Annotated in this window: 12 protein-coding genes and 1 riboswitch; of the genes, 8 read left to right on the top strand and 4 right to left on the bottom strand. The window is 73.4% G+C overall.

Going from position 1 to position 17,100, the window contains the following annotated elements:
* Window positions 1–105: 105 nt before the first annotated feature.
* Both ACF068_RS27235 and ACF068_RS27230 read left to right on the top strand, forming a co-directional pair.
* On the top strand, window positions 106–603 hold the full coding sequence (locus ACF068_RS27235; RefSeq protein ID WP_392276933.1) for a DUF485 domain-containing protein: 498 nt from the start codon (window positions 106–108) through the stop codon (window positions 601–603).
* Window positions 600–2,195, top strand: coding sequence for a cation acetate symporter (locus tag ACF068_RS27230; protein WP_392276932.1), 1,596 nt, complete (start codon window positions 600–602; stop codon window positions 2,193–2,195). Before ACF068_RS27235 ends, ACF068_RS27230 begins: the two co-directional genes overlap by 4 nt.
* Window positions 2,196–2,240: 45 nt before the next feature.
* Here ACF068_RS27230 and ACF068_RS27225 read toward each other — a convergent pair whose 3' ends face one another.
* Window positions 2,241–2,918, bottom strand: coding sequence for a response regulator (locus tag ACF068_RS27225; protein ID WP_392276931.1), 678 nt, complete (start codon window positions 2,916–2,918; stop codon window positions 2,241–2,243).
* On the bottom strand, window positions 2,915–4,720 hold the full coding sequence (locus ACF068_RS27220; protein ID WP_392276930.1) for an ATP-binding protein: 1,806 nt from the start codon (window positions 4,718–4,720) through the stop codon (window positions 2,915–2,917). The genes ACF068_RS27225 and ACF068_RS27220 overlap by 4 nt, the downstream gene beginning before the upstream one ends.
* A 182-nt stretch (window positions 4,721–4,902) precedes the next feature.
* On the opposite strand from ACF068_RS27220, the gene ACF068_RS27215 reads away from it, so the two are divergent.
* Window positions 4,903–6,003, top strand: a complete 1,101-nt coding sequence (locus ACF068_RS27215; protein ID WP_392276929.1) for a CobW family GTP-binding protein — start codon at window positions 4,903–4,905, stop codon at window positions 6,001–6,003.
* A gap of 6 nt (window positions 6,004–6,009) precedes the next feature.
* Here the strand turns inward: ACF068_RS27215 and ACF068_RS27210 are convergent, their stop codons facing one another.
* Complete coding sequence (locus tag ACF068_RS27210; protein ID WP_392276928.1) at window positions 6,010–8,463, bottom strand: DNA topoisomerase (ATP-hydrolyzing) subunit A; 2,454 nt, start codon at window positions 8,461–8,463, stop codon at window positions 6,010–6,012.
* Window positions 8,464–8,724: 261 nt separating this feature from the next.
* Between ACF068_RS27210 and ACF068_RS27205 the strand changes: the two genes are divergently transcribed.
* From ACF068_RS27205 to ACF068_RS27190, 4 genes are all read left to right on the top strand, one after another.
* Window positions 8,725–10,062 carry a M16 family metallopeptidase gene (locus ACF068_RS27205; RefSeq protein ID WP_392277000.1) on the top strand — a complete coding sequence of 446 codons (1,338 nt, stop codon included), beginning with the start codon at window positions 8,725–8,727 and terminating at the stop codon, window positions 10,060–10,062.
* On the top strand, window positions 10,059–11,453 hold the full coding sequence (locus ACF068_RS27200) for a M16 family metallopeptidase (protein ID WP_392276927.1): 1,395 nt from the start codon (window positions 10,059–10,061) through the stop codon (window positions 11,451–11,453). The genes ACF068_RS27205 and ACF068_RS27200 overlap by 4 nt, the downstream gene beginning before the upstream one ends.
* Window positions 11,454–11,686: 233 nt before the next feature.
* A riboswitch (cyclic di-AMP (ydaO/yuaA leader) is annotated at window positions 11,687–11,848 on the top strand.
* A gap of 13 nt (window positions 11,849–11,861) precedes the next feature.
* Window positions 11,862–12,650, top strand: coding sequence for a M23 family metallopeptidase (locus ACF068_RS27195; protein ID WP_392276926.1), 789 nt, complete (start codon window positions 11,862–11,864; stop codon window positions 12,648–12,650).
* A gap of 190 nt (window positions 12,651–12,840) precedes the next feature.
* On the top strand, window positions 12,841–13,536 hold the full coding sequence (locus ACF068_RS27190; protein WP_392276925.1) for a GntR family transcriptional regulator: 696 nt from the start codon (window positions 12,841–12,843) through the stop codon (window positions 13,534–13,536).
* Window positions 13,537–13,702: 166 nt separating this feature from the next.
* Here the strand turns inward: ACF068_RS27190 and ACF068_RS27185 are convergent, their stop codons facing one another.
* The gene (locus ACF068_RS27185; RefSeq protein ID WP_030021209.1) at window positions 13,703–13,984 is read right to left on the bottom strand and encodes an HPr family phosphocarrier protein; all 282 of its coding nucleotides are present in this window, start codon (window positions 13,982–13,984) and stop codon (window positions 13,703–13,705) included.
* A gap of 174 nt (window positions 13,985–14,158) precedes the next feature.
* Between ACF068_RS27185 and ACF068_RS27180 the strand changes: the two genes are divergently transcribed.
* Complete coding sequence (locus ACF068_RS27180; protein ID WP_392276924.1) at window positions 14,159–17,029, top strand: GNAT family N-acetyltransferase; 2,871 nt, start codon at window positions 14,159–14,161, stop codon at window positions 17,027–17,029.
* Window positions 17,030–17,100: the final 71 nt, after the last annotated feature.

Below are 17,100 nucleotides of genomic sequence, written 5' to 3'. Positions count from 1 at the left end.
CACCTGATGGGGTGAAGAGCGGAAAGAGAAGAGTCCGGGATGTTCCCGGTCTGCCCATCCTTGTCTACGCGGCCGAAACGGTTCGCCGACAAGGAGAGTTGACCGGTGGAGAACAGGGAAGGGCTCGATCCCGCCACAGCGCGGATCGATGACCCGTGGTACGACGCACTGGCCTCCGGCTGGGGCGAGACGGACGGCGCCGGGACACCGGCGCCGGTGGTGCCCGGCCCCACGCGGCCGCCCCACGAGCGGCCCGCCGCGGCCGACATCTACCTGGAGGTGCAGCGCAGCGCCGCCTTCCAGGAGGTCCGCGCCCGCTACCGGCGCTTCGTCGGCCCGGCGGTCCTGGCCTTCCTCACCTGGTACCTGGCCTACGTCGTGGCGGCCACCACGGCGCCGCAGTTCATGTCCCGCCCGGTGGCCGGAGCGGTCAACGTGGCGATGGTCGCCGGACTCGGCCAGTTCCTCACCACCTTCGCGCTGACCTGGGCGTATGTACGCCACGCCCGACTGCACCGGGACCGCGCGGCGCTCGATCTGCGCTGGACCGTGTTCGACCAGGAGCGGGGCCGGGGCCTGATCCGAGGGGCGGTTGAGCGTTGACCGGAGACCACCAGGCCCTCGCGCTCCTGCTGTTCAGCGCGTTCATCGCCGGCACGCTGGCGATCACCACCTGGGTCAGCCGCCACCGGCGCGGCTCGGCCGAGGAGTTCTACGCCGGAGGGCGGCTGTTCTCGCCCATGGAGAACGGCTTCGCGATCTCCGGCGACTACATGTCCGCCGCGTCCTTCCTGGGCATCTCCGGCCTGATCGCGCTCTTCGGCTACGACGGCATGCTCTACTCGGTCGGCTTCCTGGTCGCCTGGCTCGTCGTGCTCCTCCTGGTCGCCGAACTCGTCCGCAACTGCGGCCGCTTCACGCTCGCCGACGTGATCACGGCACGGATGCGCGAGCGGCCGGTCCGGATCGCCACCGGGACGTCCTCGGTGACCGTGTCCGTGCTCTACCTGGTGGCGCAGATGGTGGGCGCCGGCAGCCTGGTCGCGCTGCTGCTGGGCGGCACGAGCGAGGCCGCGCGGTCCTGGACCGTGATCGGTGTCGGCGCCCTCATGGTCGTCTACGTGTCGCTGGGCGGTATGCGCGCCACCACCTGGATCCAGATCGTCAAGGCCGTACTGCTGATGGCGGGCGCGCTGGCGCTCACCGTGCTCGTCCTGCTGCGCTTCCACGGCGACGTCAACCAGCTCCTCACCGCCGCGGCCGAACGCAGCGGGCACGGGCGGGACTTCCTCTCGCCGGGGCTCAAGTACGGCGGTGACCCGGTCGCCCGCCTGGACTTCATCAGCCTCGGCCTCGCCCTGGTGCTGGGCACCGCCGGGCTGCCGCACATCCTCGCCCGCTTCTACACCGTGCCGACCGCGCGGGCCGCCCGCCGCTCGGTCGTCTGGGCCATCGGCCTCATCGGCAGCTTCTACCTGATGACCATCGTCCTGGGCTTCGGCGCGGCCGCGCTCGTCGGGCCCGAGGAGGTACGGGCGTCGAACGCCGCGGGCAACACGGCCGTCCCGCTCCTCGCCCTCGACCTGGGCGGGGGCGCGGGCACGACCGGTGGGGCGGTGCTGTTCGCGGTGGTCGCCGCGGTGGCCTTCGCCACGATCCTCGCCGTCGTCGCGGGCATCACCCTGGCGTCGTCCGCGTCCGTCGCCCACGACCTGTACGCCTCGCTGAAGCGCCCCGGCGGCAAGCGGCGGTACGGAGAGGTCGCGGTGGCACGCGTCGCCGCGGCCGGCGTCGGGGCGGTCGCGATCGCGCTCGGCCTGCTGGCCCGCGACCTGAACGTGGCGTTCCTCGTCGGGCTGGCCTTCGCGGTCGCCGCCTCCGCGAACCTCCCGGTGCTGCTGTTCTCCCTGTTCTGGCGGAACTTCACCACGCGCGGGGCGGTCTGGTCGGTGTACGGGGGGCTCGTCCCGGCCGTCCTGCTGGTGCTGCTCTCGCCCGTCGTCTCGGGCAGCCCCGAGGCGCTCTTCCCCGGCGTGGACTTCCAGGTCTTCCCGCTCCAGAACCCCGGCATGGTCTCCATTCCGCTGGGCTTCCTGGCCGGCTGGCTGGGTACGGTCACCTCGCCCGAGGCCCCGGACGAGGCCGGGCACGCCGAGACCGAGGTACGGGCCCTGACGGGCGCGGGCGCGGTCTAGGGGAGACAACCCGGGGCGGGTGCCGGAAGTCCCGTCCGGCCGGGGTCAGGAGGTGGCCCAGGTGTAGCGGTGCTCGGGACGCCCGGTCTCCCCGTACCGCAACGACAGGCGGACCCGGCCCGCCCGCTCCAGCAGCTTCAGATACCGCTGGGCCGTCTGCCGGCTCACCCCCGCCCGCTCCGCGATCTCCTGCGCGGACAGCGGGCCGTCGGCGGCGAGCAGCACCTGCCGTACGAGCTCGGCCGTGGTGGGGGAGTGGCCCTTGGGGAGGTCGGGCGCGCCCGAGGCGACCGAGAGGGCGCCGAAGATCCGGTCCACCTCCGCCTGCTCGGCCTCACCACCGCCCTCCAGGGCGCTGCGCAGCGCCGCGTACGCCTCCAGCTTGGGGCGCAGGCCCGCGAAGTTGAACGGTTTCACCAGGTACTGGAGCGCGCCGTGGCGCTGCGCCGCCCGGACGGTGGCGACGTCCCGGGCCGCCGTCACCATGATCACGTCGGTCTGGTGCCCGCGCCGCCGCAACTCCCGTACGACCGCCAGGCCGTTGCCGTCCGGCAGGTAGTGGTCGAGCAGGATCAGGTCGACCGCCGTGTCCTCCACCCGTGCGAGGGCCTCGGCCGCCGTGTGGGCCGACGCGACCACCCGGAAGCCCGGCACCTTGGCGACGTACGCGGCGTTGATCCGCGCGACCCGGACGTCGTCGTCCACCACCAGCACGCCGATCACCGGGCACCCCCCGGCCCCGCCGGCCGGCCCTCCGGGTGCGTCCCGGCCCCGGGCGCCGTCCCACGGGCCGCGGGAACCGCGGGAGCGTCCCCGTGCGGCGGGTCCCCGGCGGGGCCGCCGCGCCCGGCCCGGTCACCGGCGGCGGGAGCGGGGTCCGTCAGGGCCTCGGGGAGCACCACGGTGAACTCCGCCCCGCCATCCGGGCCGGCGGACACCCGGGCGCTGCCGCCCCGGCGCTCCGCGAGCCGGCGCACCATGGCCAGACCCAGCCCGCGGCGCCCCCCGTGGGCGGGGAGGTCCTTGGTGGACCAGCCCTCCGTGAAGACCAGCTCCCGCCGCTCGGGCGGCACACCGGGCCCGCTGTCGGTGACCCGCAGGACGGCCGTACGGCCCTCCGCACGCAGCTCGGCCTCCACGAGCGGCCGCTCGGAGCCCGCCGCCGCGTCGACCGCGTTGTCGACGAGGTTGCCGACCACGGTCACCAGCTCGCGCGGCTCCACCACCCGGTCCGGCAGCAGCGTGCCGGGCGTCAGACGCAGCGAGACGCCCCGCTCGGCCGCCACCGTGGCCTTGCCCACGAGGAGTGCGGCCAGCAGCGGGTCGTGGACCTTCTCGGTGACCTGCTCGGCGGTCGCCCGGTGCACGCCCACCACCTCGGTGACGTACTCCACCGCCTCCTCGTGCATACGGAGCTCCAGCAGCCCCAGCAGCGTGTGCATCCGGTTCGCGTGCTCGTGGTCCTGGGCCCGCAGCGCGTCGATCAGGCCCCGCGTGGAGTCCAGCTCGCGCCCGAGCCGCTCCAGCTCGGTCCGGTCGCGCAGTGTCGCCACGGCGCCGCCGTCGTCCGTCGGCATCCGGTTGGCGATCAGCACCCGGTGCCCGCGCACGGTCAGCAGGTCCTCGCCGGCCACCCGTCCGGCCAGCACGTCGGCGGTCCGGCCCGGGCCGAGCGCGTCCTCCAGAGGGCGTCCGGTGGCCTCGGGCCCCACGCCCAGCAGCCGCTGCGCCTCGTCGTTCAGCAGCCGGATCCGCCCGTGGCCGTCCAGTGCCACGACCCCCTCGCGAATGCCGTGCAGCATCGCCTCCCGCTCCGCGAGCAGCGCCGAGATGTCGGAGAAGGCCAGGTCATGGGTGCGGCGCTGGAGACGCCGGGAGATCAGGTACGCGGCCAGCGCCCCGACCGCGAGGGCCCCGCCGGCGTAGGCGAGCAGGCCGGGGATCGCGGCCAGCAGCCGGGCGCGGACACTGTCGTACTCGATGCCGACCGACACCGCGCCGACGATCCCGCCCGTCGCGTCGCGCAGCGGGACCTTGCCGCGCGCGGAGCGGCCGAGCGTACCGCTGTCGATCTCCATCACGTCCCGGCCCGCCAGGGCCTCGCTGGGGTCGGTGGACACGACCTTGCCGATCTTGAGGGGGTCGGGGTGCGACCACCGCACCCCCCGCCGGTCCATGATCACGACGTATTCGGCGCCGGTGGCCCTCCTGATCCGTTCGGCCTCCGCCTGGACGGGCCCGGCGGCGCTCGGCGGCGTGTCCGTCAGCTCCTCGGCCACCCGGTCCGAGGCGGCCGTCCCGGCGATCGCCAGGGCCCGGCGCATCGCCTGGTCATCGAGCTGGGCGCTGAGCGGGGCCAGGAACAGGCCGGTGGCCAGCACGGTGACGCCGGTGACGATGGCCAGGTGCATCAGCAGGACCTGGGAGAACACCCGCCGCGGCCGGCCGGACCACCGGCGCCGGGCCTCCGCGCGGCGCGGGGGCGGCGTCGCGGGGGTGGGCGGCGGGGGCGCGGCGGGGTGCATGCCAGGAACCGTAAGGGGAGCCCCGCCCTTCGCGAAATGTCCGCCGTCACGCCCGCCTATCCTGGGGGCCGCCGAGTGACGGCCGCCGGGCGCCGACCGCCGACGCCGATGGCCGACCGCCCAAGCCGATGTCCGACCACCGCTGAGGCCGACCGCCGGCCGCCGAACGAGAAGGGTGCGCCTTGAGCAGCGTGCAGCAGATCCCCGTAGTCGTCCTCGCGGGCTTCCTGGGGTCGGGCAAGACGACCCTGCTGAACCATCTGCTGCGCAGCGCCAGAGGCACCCGCATCGGCGTCATGGTCAACGACTTCGGCTCGATCGAGATCGACGCCATGACCGTCGCCGGGCAGGTCGGCTCCACCGTCTCCCTGGGCAACGGCTGCCTGTGCTGCGCCGTCGACGCGAGCGAGCTCGACACCTACCTGGAGACCCTCACCCGGCCCTCCTCGCGCCTCGACGTCATCGTCATCGAGGCGAGCGGCCTCGCCGAGCCCCAGGAACTGGTGCGGATGATCCTCGCCAGCGACAACGAGCGCGTGGTGTACGGCGGGCTGGTCCAGGTCGTGGACGCCGCCGAGTTCGACGCCACCCGGGAGCGGCATCCCGAGACCGACCGTCACCTGGGCATCGCCGACCTCGTCGTCGTCAACAAGGCCGACCGGGTCGACCCGGGGGAACTGCGGCGCGTCCACATCGCCGTCACCGGCCTCGCCGGGCGTGCCGCGGTGATCGACGCCGCCTACGGCAGGGTCGACCCCGAGCTCCTGTTCGACCGCGCCGCCCGCACCGACGACGACGGCCCGCGCCAGCTCACCTTCGAGGACCTGGACGAGCTGTACGTCGTGCCGGAGGTCCACCCGCACGCCGGCTACGACACGGTCTCGTTCACCGCCGACGCGCCGATGCACCCGCGGCGGCTGCTGGACTTCCTGGACTCCCGCCCGGACGGTCTCTACCGGATCAAGGGCTTCGTCGACTTCGGCACCCTCGACCCGGCGAACCGCTACACCCTGCACGCGGTCGGCCGCTTCCTGCGCTTCTACCCCGAGCCCTGGCCGCGCGGGGAGCAGCGCCTCACCCAGCTCGTCCTCATCGGCTCCGGCACGGACGGCGACGCCCTGCACAAGGCCCTCGACGACTGCCGCGTCACCGGCCCGCGGGACACGCCCGAGGAGCACAGCATGTGGGGCGTCCTGCGGTACGTACCGGACCGGCCGGACCCGGGGACGGACCAGGACCGGCCGGAACCGGACGGGTACCTACCGGACCGGCCGGAGCAGTAGCCGCGGTTACGACGCCGGGCCGGCCAGCACCTCCACCTGCTTCGCGAGCGGTGTGCCCGAGCCGTCCCGGCGCGGGTCGATCTCCGGCAGGTCCACCGGGGTGCCGTTCTTCTGCGCCGCACGGGCCGGCGCGGCCCCCGCCCAGGCCAGGACCAGCACGTCCTCGCCCTTGAGGAAGCGCTGGCAGCGCACACCGCCCGTCGCGCGGCCCTTGCGCGGGTACTGGTCGAACGGGGTGAGCTTGACCGAGGTGGCCGCCGTCGGGTCCAGGGCACCGGACGAGCCGGCGGCCGTGAACACCACCGCGTCCTGCGCCGGGTCGACCGCGGTGAACGAGAGCACCTCGGCCCCCGCCGCCAGCTTGATGCCGGCCATGCCGCCCGCCGGACGGCCCTGCGGCCGCACCGCCGAGGCCGGGAACCGCAGCAGCTGCGCGTCGGAGGTGATGAAGACCAGGTCCTCCTCGCCCGTGCGCAGCTCGGCCGCGCCGACGATCCGGTCACCCTCCTTGAGGCCGATGACCTCCAACTCCTCCTTGTTCGCCGGATAGTCCGGCACCACCCGCTTGACCACGCCCTGGAGGGTGCCGATGGCCAGGCCCGGCGAGGACTCGTCGAGGGTCGTCAGGCACATCACCGCCTCGTCCTTCTCCAGCGTCAGGAACTCCGACACCTGCGCCCCGCCCGACAGGTTCGGCGCGGACGCCGTGTCCGGGAGCTGCGGGAGGTCGATCACCGACAGCCGCAGCAGCCGCCCGGCGGACGTCACCACGCCGACCTCGCCGCGCTGCGTCGCCGGCACCGCCGAGACGATCACGTCGTGCTTGGTGCGCCTGCCGCCGCTGTCCGGGAGCGGCTCCCCGCTCGCCGTGCGGGCCAGCAGCCCCGTCGACGACAGCAGCACCCGGCACGGGTCGTCCGCCACCTCCAGCGACGCCGCCGCGACCGGCGCGCCCGCCGACTCCAGCAGGACCGTGCGCCGCTCCGTACCGAACTTCTTCGCCACGGCCGCCAGTTCCGAGGAGACCAGCTTGCGCAGCTCCGCGTCCGAATCCAGGATCCGGGTCAGTTCCTCGATCTCGCTGTTCAGCCGGTCCCGCTCGCTCTCCAGCTCGATCCGGTCGAACTTGGTCAGCCGGCGCAGCGGCGTGTCCAGGATGTACTGCGTCTGGATCTCGCTCAGCGAGAAGCGCTCGATCAGCCGCTCCTTGGCCTGCGCCGAGTTGTCGCTCGACCGGATGACCCGGATGACCTCGTCGATGTCGAGCAGCGCCACCAGCAGGCCCTCGACCAGGTGCAGCCGGTCGCGCTTCTTGCCGCGCCGGAACTCGCTGCGCCGCCGGACCACCTCGAAGCGGTGGTCCAGATAGACCTCCAGCAGCTCCTTGAGACCCAGCGTGAGCGGCTGCCCGTCGACCAGCGCCACGTTGTTGATGCCGAAGGACTCCTCCATCGGCGTCAGCTTGTAGAGCTGCTCCAGCACGGCCTCCGGGATGAAGCCGTTCTTGACCTCGATGACCAGCCGCAGCCCGTGCTCGCGGTCGGTCAGGTCCTTGACGTCCGCGATGCCCTGGAGCTTCTTGGCGGCCACCAGGTCCTTGATCTTGGCGATCACCTTCTCGGGACCGACCGCGAAGGGCAGTTCGGTGACGACCAGGCCCTTGCGGCGCGCCGTCACGTTCTCCACGGACACCGTCGCGCGGATCTTGAACGAGCCGCGGCCCGACTCGTACGCGTCCTTGATGCCCGACAGGCCCACGATCCGGCCGCCGGTCGGCAGGTCGGGGCCCGGCACGTACCGCATCAGGGTGTCCAGGTCGGCGCCCGGGTGCCGGATCAGGTGGCGGGCGGCGGCGATGACCTCGCCCAGGTTGTGCGGGGGCATGTTGGTGGCCATGCCGACCGCGATCCCGGACGCGCCGTTCACCAGCAGGTTCGGGAAGGCGGCGGGCAGCGCGGCCGGCTCGCGCTCCTGACCGTCGTAGTTCGGGTTGAAGTCGACCGTGTCCTCGTCGATCGACTCCGTCATCAGGGACGTCGCGTCGGCCATCCGGCACTCGGTGTACCGCATCGCCGCCGGCGGGTCGTCGTTGCCCAGGGAGCCGAAGTTGCCGTGCCCGTCCACCAGCGGCAGGCGCATCGAGAACGGCTGCGCCATGCGCACCAGGGCGTCGTAGATCGACGCGTCGCCGTGCGGGTGGAGCTTGCCCATCACCTCGCCGACCACCCGGGCGCACTTCACGAAGCCGCGCTCGGGCCGCAGCCCCATCTCGTTCATCTGGTACACGATCCGGCGGTGCACCGGCTTCATGCCGTCACGGGCGTCCGGCAGGGCCCGGGAGTAGATCACCGAGTACGCGTACTCGAGGAAGGAGCCCTGCATTTCGTCGACGACGTCGATGTCGAGGATCTTCTCCTCGAAGTCGTCGGGCTGCGTGGTCTTCGTGCTGCGGCGGGCCATCGCGGCTGCGGCTCCTTCACCAACAAGGTTGATCTGACGACGCCCATTGTGGACCGTCCCACTGACAACGCCGACCGCGACCCGGAAGAGGGACGCGACGGGGATCCGGGAACTCCACCGGGTGTCAGTCCGCTTGCATACAGTGGCAGGACTTCCACAGCGGTCCACGGCAGGTCGCGAGGGCCGCATACAGTGGCAGGACTTCCCAGCGGCCCGCAGCTGGATCTTTCCCCCATAGCGATCGAAGGGACGTACATGCCCATGGGTCACACGGCCACAGCCCAGGCCGGCTCCGGCGGCCTGACAGCGACCGAGCACCGCCTGGCCAACGGCCTGCGCGTGGTGCTCTCCGAGGACCACCTGACCCCGGTCGCCGCGGTCTGCCTCTGGTACGACGTCGGCTCCCGCCACGAGGTCGAGGGCCGCACCGGCCTGGCCCACCTCTTCGAGCACCTGATGTTCCAGGGGTCGAAGCAGGTCCAGGGCAACGGCCACTTCGAACTGGTGCAGGGTGCCGGCGGCTCCCTCAACGGTACGACCAGCTTCGAGCGCACCAACTACTTCGAGACCATGCCCGCCCACCAGCTCGAGCTGGCGCTGTGGCTGGAAGCCGACCGGATGGGCTCCCTGCTCGCCGCGCTCGACGACGAGTCCATGGAGAACCAGCGGGACGTCGTCAAGAACGAGCGCCGCCAGCGGTACGACAACGTTCCGTACGGCACGGCCTTCGAGAAGCTGACCGCCCTCGCCTACCCCGAGGGCCACCCGTACCACCACACCCCGATCGGCTCCATGGCGGACCTGGACGCCGCCACCCTGGAGGACGCGCGGAACTTCTTCCGCACGTACTACGCGCCCAACAACGCCGTCCTGTCGGTCGTCGGCGACATCGACCCCGAGCAGACGCTCGCCTGGGTCGAGAAGTACTTCGGCTCCATCCCCTCCCACGACGGCAAGCAGCCGCCCCGGGACGGGACGCTGCCCGAGGTCATCGGCGAGCAGCTCCGTGAGGTCGTCGTCGAGGAGGTGCCGGCCCGCGCCCTGATGGCCGCCTACCGGCTCCCGCACGACGGCACCCGCGAGTGCGACGCCGCCGACATCGCCCTCACGGTCCTGGGCGGCGGCGAGTCGTCGCGGCTGCACAACCGCCTGGTGCGCCGCGACCGCACGGCCGTGGCCGCCGGCTTCGGCCTGCTCCGTCTGGCGGGCGCCCCCTCGCTCGGCTGGCTGGACGTCAAGACGTCCGGTGGCGTCGAGGTCCCCGACATCGAGGCGGCCGTCGACGACGAGCTCGCCCGGTTCGCCGCCGAGGGCCCCACGCCCGAGGAGATGGAGCGCGCCCAGGCCCAGCTCGAGCGCGAGTGGCTGGACCGGCTCGGCACGGTCGCCGGCCGCGCCGACGAACTGTGCCGGTTCGCCGTGCTGTTCGGCGACCCCCAGCTCGCCCTGACCGCCGTCCAGCGCGTCCTGGACGTCACCGCCGAGGAGGTGCAGGCGGTGGCCAAGGCCCGCCTCCGCCCCGACAACCGGGCGGTGCTGGTCTACGAACCCGCCGGCACCGACCACAGCGACCAGGTAGAAGAGGGAGCCGACCAGTGAGCGACGCCGCTGTGTCCCTGACGTCCATGGAGTTCCACCCGCAGCCCCAGGCGGGCACGCCCAAGCCGTGGGCCTTCCCCGCGCCCGACCGCGGCACGCTGGACAACGGCCTGACCGTGCTGCGCTGCCACCGTCCCGGCCAGCAGGTCGTGGCCGTCGAGATCTTCCTCGCCGCCCCGCTGGAGGCCGAGCCCGAGGGCCTGGACGGCGTCGCCACGATCATGGCGCGGGCCCTCTCCGAAGGCACCGACAAGCACTCGGCGGAGGAGTTCGCCGCCGAGCTGGAGCGCTGCGGCGCCACCCTCGACGCGCACGCCGACCACCCCGGTGTACGCGTCTCCCTGGAGGTCCCCGTCTCCCGGCTCGGCAAGGCCCTCGGACTGGTCGCCGAGGCCCTGCGCGCCCCCGCGTTCGCCGACAGCGAGGTCGAGCGGCTCGTCCGCAACCGGCTGGACGAGATCCCGCACGAGATCGCCAACCCGGGCCGCCGTGCCGCCATGCAGCTCTCCAAGGAGCTGTTCCCGGCCACCTCCCGCATGTCCCGCCCCCGCCAGGGCACCGAGGAGACCGTCGCCCGGATCGACGCGGCGGCCGTGCGCGCCTTCTACGAGGCGCACATGCGTCCCGCCACCGCCACCGCGGTCGTCGTCGGCGACCTCACCGGCGTCGACCTCGACGCGGTGCTCGCCGACACCATCGGCGCCTGGACCGGCGACTCGGCCGAGCCCCGCCCCGTGCCGCCCGTGACGGCGGACGACAGCGGCCGGGTCGTCATCGTCGACCGCCCCGGCGCCGTGCAGACCCAGCTCCTCATCGGCCGGATCGGCCCCGACCGGCACGACCGGGTCTGGCCCGCCCAGGTGCTCGGCACCTACTGCCTGGGCGGCACGCTCACCTCCCGCCTCGACAAGGTCCTGCGCGAGGAGAAGGGCTACACCTACGGCGTACGGGCCTTCGGCCAGGTACTGCGCTCCGGCCCGGACGGCGGGGCCGCCATGCTCGCCATCAGCGGCTCGGTCGACACCCCGAACACCGGCCCGGCCCTCGACGACCTGTGGAAGGTGCTGCGTACCCTCGCCGCCGAGGGACTGACCGACGCCGAGCGCGAGACGGCCGTGCAGAACCTGGTGGGCGTCGCCCCCCTCAAGTACGAGACGGCCGCCTCCGTCGCGGGCACCCTCGCCGACCAGGTCGAGCAGCACCTCCCCGACGACTTCCAGGCGCAGATGTACGCCCGGCTCGCCGAGACGGGCACCGTGGAGGCCACCGCGGCGGTCGTCAGCGCCTTCCCGGTGGACCGTCTGGTCACGGTCCTCGTCGGGGACGCCGCTCGGATCAAGGAGCCCGTCGAGGCGCTCGGAATCGGCCAAGTGACCGTGGTCACCGGCTGATTGACGCTGTCGCCCCGCTTCCGCGACCGCTCCCGGACCCCGGCGTCCCCCGACGCCGGGGTCCACCCGTGTCCCCCTCCCGGATGCCCGGCCAAATGTCCGGTTTGTTGCGGAGATTCGGTGTCTGCCCTGTGGCGTGCGCTACAAAAAACCGTGTCTGTTTGGTGATTGAAAGATCGGCCGCTTAGCGTCTGATGGGCTGTCCGACCGGTACCCGCCGCACCCGCGGCACCGGGCAGCCATCGCCGAGTCCCCGTCAGGCGCGAGCCAGGGGAGCCGGGGACCCATGAAGTCCCTGGGGTGAATCGGACGCCTTCGCAGCCGCGGAGGGGCCCGTAGGAGACCTTCCTGCTCCGAACCCGTCAGCTAACCCGGTAGGCGAGAAGGAAGGAAAGGATCAGCCACTTCATGGCGTTCACCCGTGCCACCGGGAAGCACCGTGCCCCGAGCCGCCTGAGCCGCAAGAGCGCACACGTCGCCGGAGTCGCGGCCCTCGCCACCACCGGCGTCATCGGAACCCTCGCTTCCCCGGCGCTCGCCGCCGCCCCGGACGCCGCACCCGGCTCGCTCGAGGACACCGGCCTCAACCAGGCGGTCATCACCGACACGCTCGCCGAGCAGATCGACGCCCAGGCCGAGGCCCAGGAACTGGAGGCCCAGGAGACGGCGGCCAAGGCCGCCGCCCAGGCGAAGGCCGAGGCCGAGGCGAAGCTCAAGGCCGAGGCCCGGGTGAAGGCGGCCCGCGACGCCAAGGAGCGCGCCGACCGCGAGGCCGAGCGCAAGCGGCTGAACTCCTTCCAGGCGCCCATCGCCGGCAGCTACGTCAGCACCGGCTACCAGACCGGTGGCGCCATGTGGTCCTCCGGCAGCCACACCGGCGTCGACTTCCACGCCGCTTCCGGCACCACCGTCGTCTCCGTGGGCGCCGGCACCGTCGTCGAGGCCGGCTGGGGCGGCGCGTACGGCAACAACATCGTCATCCGGATGAACGACGGCACGTACACCCAGTACGGCCACCTGGCCTCGATCAACGTCTCGGTCGGCCAGACCGTGATGCCGGGGCAGCAGATAGGCCTCTCCGGCTCGACCGGCAACTCGTCCGGCCCGCACCTGCACTTCGAGGCCCGCACGGGCGCCGACTACGGCTCGGACATCGACCCCGTCGCGTACCTCCGCTCGCACGGCGTCAACGTCTGACCGCCTCCGCTCCTCCGACAGGCCCCGGTTCGGGACACGAACCGGGGCCTTCGTCGTGTCGCGTCCCGCACGAGGCCGAAAAGAACTCCATGGATTCCGGGCGACTGTCGGAATTTTCGGCCCGCTGCAATAGAGTCATCGCACAAGCGTCAAGCGTTTGAATTTCGCGCGGTTCACAGGGGGTTCTGGTATGCGCATTCCAGCGCACTCGGTATGCACGGCGATCCGCGACGACATCGTCAACGGCGTGTTCGAGCGCGGCAGCCGGCTCACCGAGGAACACCTGGCCCGCCGCTACGGCGTCTCCCGCGTCCCGGTCCGCGAGGCGCTGCGCACCCTGGAGTCGGAGGGCTTCGTCACCACCCGCCGCCATGCCGGCGCCTGCGTCGCCGAACCCACCGAGCAGGAGGCGGCCGACCTGCTGGAGATGCGCACGCTGCTGGAGCCCCTCGGCGCCGCCCGTGCCGCCCAGCGCCGCACCGAGGCCCACCTCAAGGTGCTGCGGGGCCTGGTCAGGCTGGGTCAGGAGCGGGCGCGCGCGGGTCGGACGGAGGACCTCCGCTCGCTGGGCGGGTGGTTCCACGAGACGCTCGCCCAGGCGTCCGGCAGCCCCGCCCTGACCGCGCTGCTCACCCAGCTCCGGCACAAGACCACCTGGATGTACGCGGTCGAGACGCCCGCCCGTCCGGCGGACGCCTGGGCCGAGCACGGCGCGATCGTGGACGCCGTGGCCCGGGGCGACGCCGAACGCGCCCGCACGCTCACCGCCGTCCACGTCGAGCGCTGGCTCGCCACCCACCGGTTGCGGCGCTCCCCGGCACGCCAGGCGGGCGCGTACGTGAGGACTTCGCAACACCGCGTAAACACCGCGGGCATCCCTCATTAACGGCGGTGCCGTATACAAACAGGGGGAATTATCGCCCCGCATTTCCCTCGCCGGAATTGGCGTGTGCCCGTTTCCCGTGACCGGACGGAAAAGGCGGAGCCGTTCCCCCGGTGTCTGGGGAACGGCTCCGCCCGAAGCTGTCGTGCGTGGTGCGCGACCGAGGGGGTCAGACCGTCTCGGGGAGCTCCTCGAGCCCCTCGGCGACCAGCTTCGCCAGACGGTCCAGGGCGGCGTCCGCGCCCTCCGCGTCCGAAGCGAGCACGATCTCCTCGCCGCCCTGCGCGCCCAGGCCCAGCACCGCGAGCATCGACGCGGCGTTGACAGGGTTGCCGTCGGCCTTGGCGATCGTCACGGGGACGCCGGCGGCCGTGGCGGCGCGGACGAAGATGGAGGCGGGGCGGGCGTGCAGGCCCTCGGCCCAGCCGACGTTGACGCGGCGCTCAGCCATGGTGTTGCCCTTCGAGTCTCGGAGGTTGTCTAGACCAGTTGTCGCAGCCAGTCTCTCATGTCCCGCAGGGTGCTCGAACCGGCCTCGCGGGCCCGGACCGCCGCTCGGCCCGCCTCACCCTGCGTTGTCCACAGCACCTCCGCGACCGGCGGCCCGCACCGTACCCTGGGGCCCATGCGGACCCCGTCGGATCAGCCGGAACACGTGTACCCCGACCACTGGGAGGCCGACGTCGTGCTGCGGGACGGCGGCACCGCGCGGATCAGGCCGATCACCACGGATGACGCCGAGCGCCTGGTCAGCTTCTACGAGCTGGTCTCGGACGAGTCGAAGTACTACCGGTTCTTCGCACCCTACCCCCGGCTCTCCGCCAAGGACGTGCACCGCTTCACCCACCACGACTACGTGGACCGGGTGGGCCTGGCGGCCACGATCGGCGGCGAGTTCATCGCCACCGTGCGTTACGACCGGATCAACGAGCAGGGGCTGCCCGCCTCCGCCCCGGCGGACGAGGCCGAGGTCGCCTTCCTCGTCCAGGACGCCCACCAGGGGCGGGGCGTGGCCTCCGCGCTCCTCGAACACATCGCGGCCGTCGCGCGCGAGCGGGGCATCCGGCGGTTCGCGGCCGAGGTCCTGCCCGCCAACAACAAGATGATCAAGGTGTTCACCGACGCCGGGTACACCCAGAAGCGCAGCTTCGAGGACGGTGCCGTGCGCCTCCACCTCGACCTGGAGCCCACCGACCGCTCCCTGGCGGTCCAGCGCGCCCGCGAACAGCGCGCCGAGGCCAGGTCGGTGCAGCGGCTCCTCGCCCCCGGCTCCGTCGCCGTCGTCGGCGCCGGCCGCGCGCCCGGCGGGGTCGGCCGCACGGTCCTCCGCAACCTCCTGGAGGCCGGCTACACGGGCCGGGTGTACGCCGTGAACCGCGCCCTTCCGGAGACGACGACCTCCCTGGACGGCGTGCCCGCCTTCCGGTCGGTCGCCGACATCGGGGAGCCGGTCGACCTCGCGGTCGTCGCCGTACCCTCCGAGCGGGTCCCCGAGGCCGTCGCCGACTGCGGCGAACACGGCGTGCGGGGCCTGGTGGTCCTCACCGCCGGGTACGCCGAACAGGGCGCCGACGGCAGGACGCGCCAGCGGGAACTGGTACGCCAGGCGCGTTCGTACGGCATGCGTATCATCGGCCCCAACGCGTTCGGGATCATCAACACCGCGCCCGGCGTCCGGCTCAACGCCTCGCTCGCCCCGCACCCCCCGGCCCGGGGCCGGATCGGGCTGTTCACCCAGTCCGGAGCCATCGGCATCGCCCTGCTGTCCGGACTGCACCGGCGCGGAGCCGGCCTGTCGTCCTTCATCTCGGCGGGCAACCGCGCGGACGTCTCCGGCAACGACATCCTCCAGCACTGGTACGACGACCCCGACACCGACGTCGTCCTGCTCTACCTGGAATCGATCGGCAACCCCCGCAAGTTCACCCGGCTCGCCCGGCGCACGGCGGCGGTCAAGCCGGTCGTCGTCGTCAAGGGAGCCCGGCACAGCGGCAGCGCACCCCCGGGGCACGCCGTACCGGTCACTCGCATCCCCCACACCACGGTGTCGGCGCTGCTGCGCCAGGCGGGCGTGATCCGCGTCGACACCGTCACCGAGCTGGTCGACGCCGGACTGCTCCTGGCCGGGCAGCCGCTCCCGGCGGGGCCCCGGGTGGCCATCCTCGGCAACTCGGAGTCGCTCGGCCTGCTCACCTACGACGCCTGCCTGACGGAGGGGCTGCGGCCCCGGCGGCCGCGCGACCTGACCACGGCGGCCACCCCGCAGGACTTCCGGGCGGCCCTCACCGAGGCCCTCCGGGACGACGGGTGCGACGCGGTGGTGGTCACGGCCATCCCCTGGGTCGGTGAGAACGGGGTGACCGAGTCCGGGGACGGCGAGGTCCTGGCCGAAGCGCTGCGGGCCGCCTCGGCGGAGGCCCCGGCCAAACCGGTGCTGGTCGTCCACGTCGAGATGGGCGCCCTCGCCGACGCCCTCGCGGCGGCCACCAGCACGGCGCCCACCGCCCCCGCCCCGCCCGCCCCGGGCGCACCCCCGGCCCCCGAGCCGCCGGCCGCCGCCGGGGCCACCGCCGCCGAGGCACCCGCTCCGGAGGCGCCCGCCGCGTCCGGCGTCCCCGCCGACGGACACCGGATCCCCGCCTACCCCGCCGCCGAGCGGGCCGTCCGGGCGCTGGCCGAGGCGGTCCGGTACGGACAGTGGCGCCGCCAGGTGGCCGACCCGGGGCGCGTACCGGAGTACGAGGGCATCGATGAGCCCGGAGCCGCCGCCCAGATCGAACGCGCCCTCTCGGAGGACGTGGACGAGCGGGGCGTCACCCTCGCCCCCGGCGCCGCCCGCGAGCTGCTCGGGCGCTACGGCGTCCCCGTACACCCCACCCTGCCCGCGCCCACCCCGGACGAGGCCGCCCGGGCCGCCGCCGGCCTCGGCTACCCCGTCGCCCTCAAGACCACCGCGCCGCACCTGCGCCACCGCCCCGACCTCGGCGGCGTACGCCTCGACCTGGCCACCGAGGAGCAGCTCCGCACCGCCTACGCGGAGTTGACCGAGACCCTCGGCAAGCCCGAGGAGCTCCAGCCGGTCGTCCAGGCCATGGTCCCGCGCGGCGTCGACACCGTCGTACGGGCCGCCATCGACCCCGCCGTCGGCGCCGTCCTGTCCTTCGGGCTCGCCGGCGCGGCCTCCGAGCTGCTGGGCGACACCGCGCACCGCCTGGTCCCCGCCACCGACCGGGACGTCGCCGAACAGATCCGCTCCCTCCGCACCGCGCCCCTGCTGTTCGGCTGGCGCGGCTCCGCCCCCGTGGACACCCCCGCCCTGGAGGAGCTGCTGCTCCGGGTGTCCCGGCTGGTCGACGATCACCCGGAGATCGTGGCCGTCGCCCTGGAGCCGGTGGTCGTCGCCCCGCGCGGCCTCTCGGTCCTCGGCGCGACCGTCCGGCTCGCCCCACCCCCCGCCCGCACCGACCTCGGCCCCCGCCGCCTCCCCAGCTACTGACCCGCCCCGGGGCCGCCCCCCGCCGCGCCCGGGCGACCGCCTCGCCCGGGAGCCGCCCCCTCCCCGCAACC

Origin of the sequence: Streptomyces sp. NPDC016309, assembly GCF_043077235.1 — a bacterium.
Taxonomy (GTDB): Bacteria; Actinomycetota; Actinomycetes; order Streptomycetales; family Streptomycetaceae; genus Streptomyces.
Note: the sequence above shows the minus strand (reverse complement) of the source record. Positions and strands in the feature narration are given on the sequence as shown.

Bases quoted from the DNA above. Each gene is read 5' to 3' on its own strand.
- ACF068_RS27190 (WP_392276925.1), top strand. From the start codon at position 12,841: ATGCGCATTCCAGCGCACTCGGTATGCACGGCGATCCGCGACGACATC.
- ACF068_RS27205 (WP_392277000.1), top strand. From the start codon at position 8,725: ATGGGTCACACGGCCACAGCCCAGGCCGGCTCCGGCGGCCTGACAGCG.
- ACF068_RS27185 (WP_030021209.1), bottom strand. From the start codon at position 13,984: ATGGCTGAGCGCCGCGTCAACGTCGGCTGGGCCGAGGGCCTGCACGCC.
- ACF068_RS27180 (WP_392276924.1), top strand. From the start codon at position 14,159: ATGCGGACCCCGTCGGATCAGCCGGAACACGTGTACCCCGACCACTGG.
- ACF068_RS27195 (WP_392276926.1), top strand. From the start codon at position 11,862: ATGGCGTTCACCCGTGCCACCGGGAAGCACCGTGCCCCGAGCCGCCTG.
- ACF068_RS27210 (WP_392276928.1), bottom strand. From the start codon at position 8,463: ATGGCCCGCCGCAGCACGAAGACCACGCAGCCCGACGACTTCGAGGAG.
- ACF068_RS27220 (WP_392276930.1), bottom strand. From the start codon at position 4,720: ATGCACCCCGCCGCGCCCCCGCCGCCCACCCCCGCGACGCCGCCCCCG.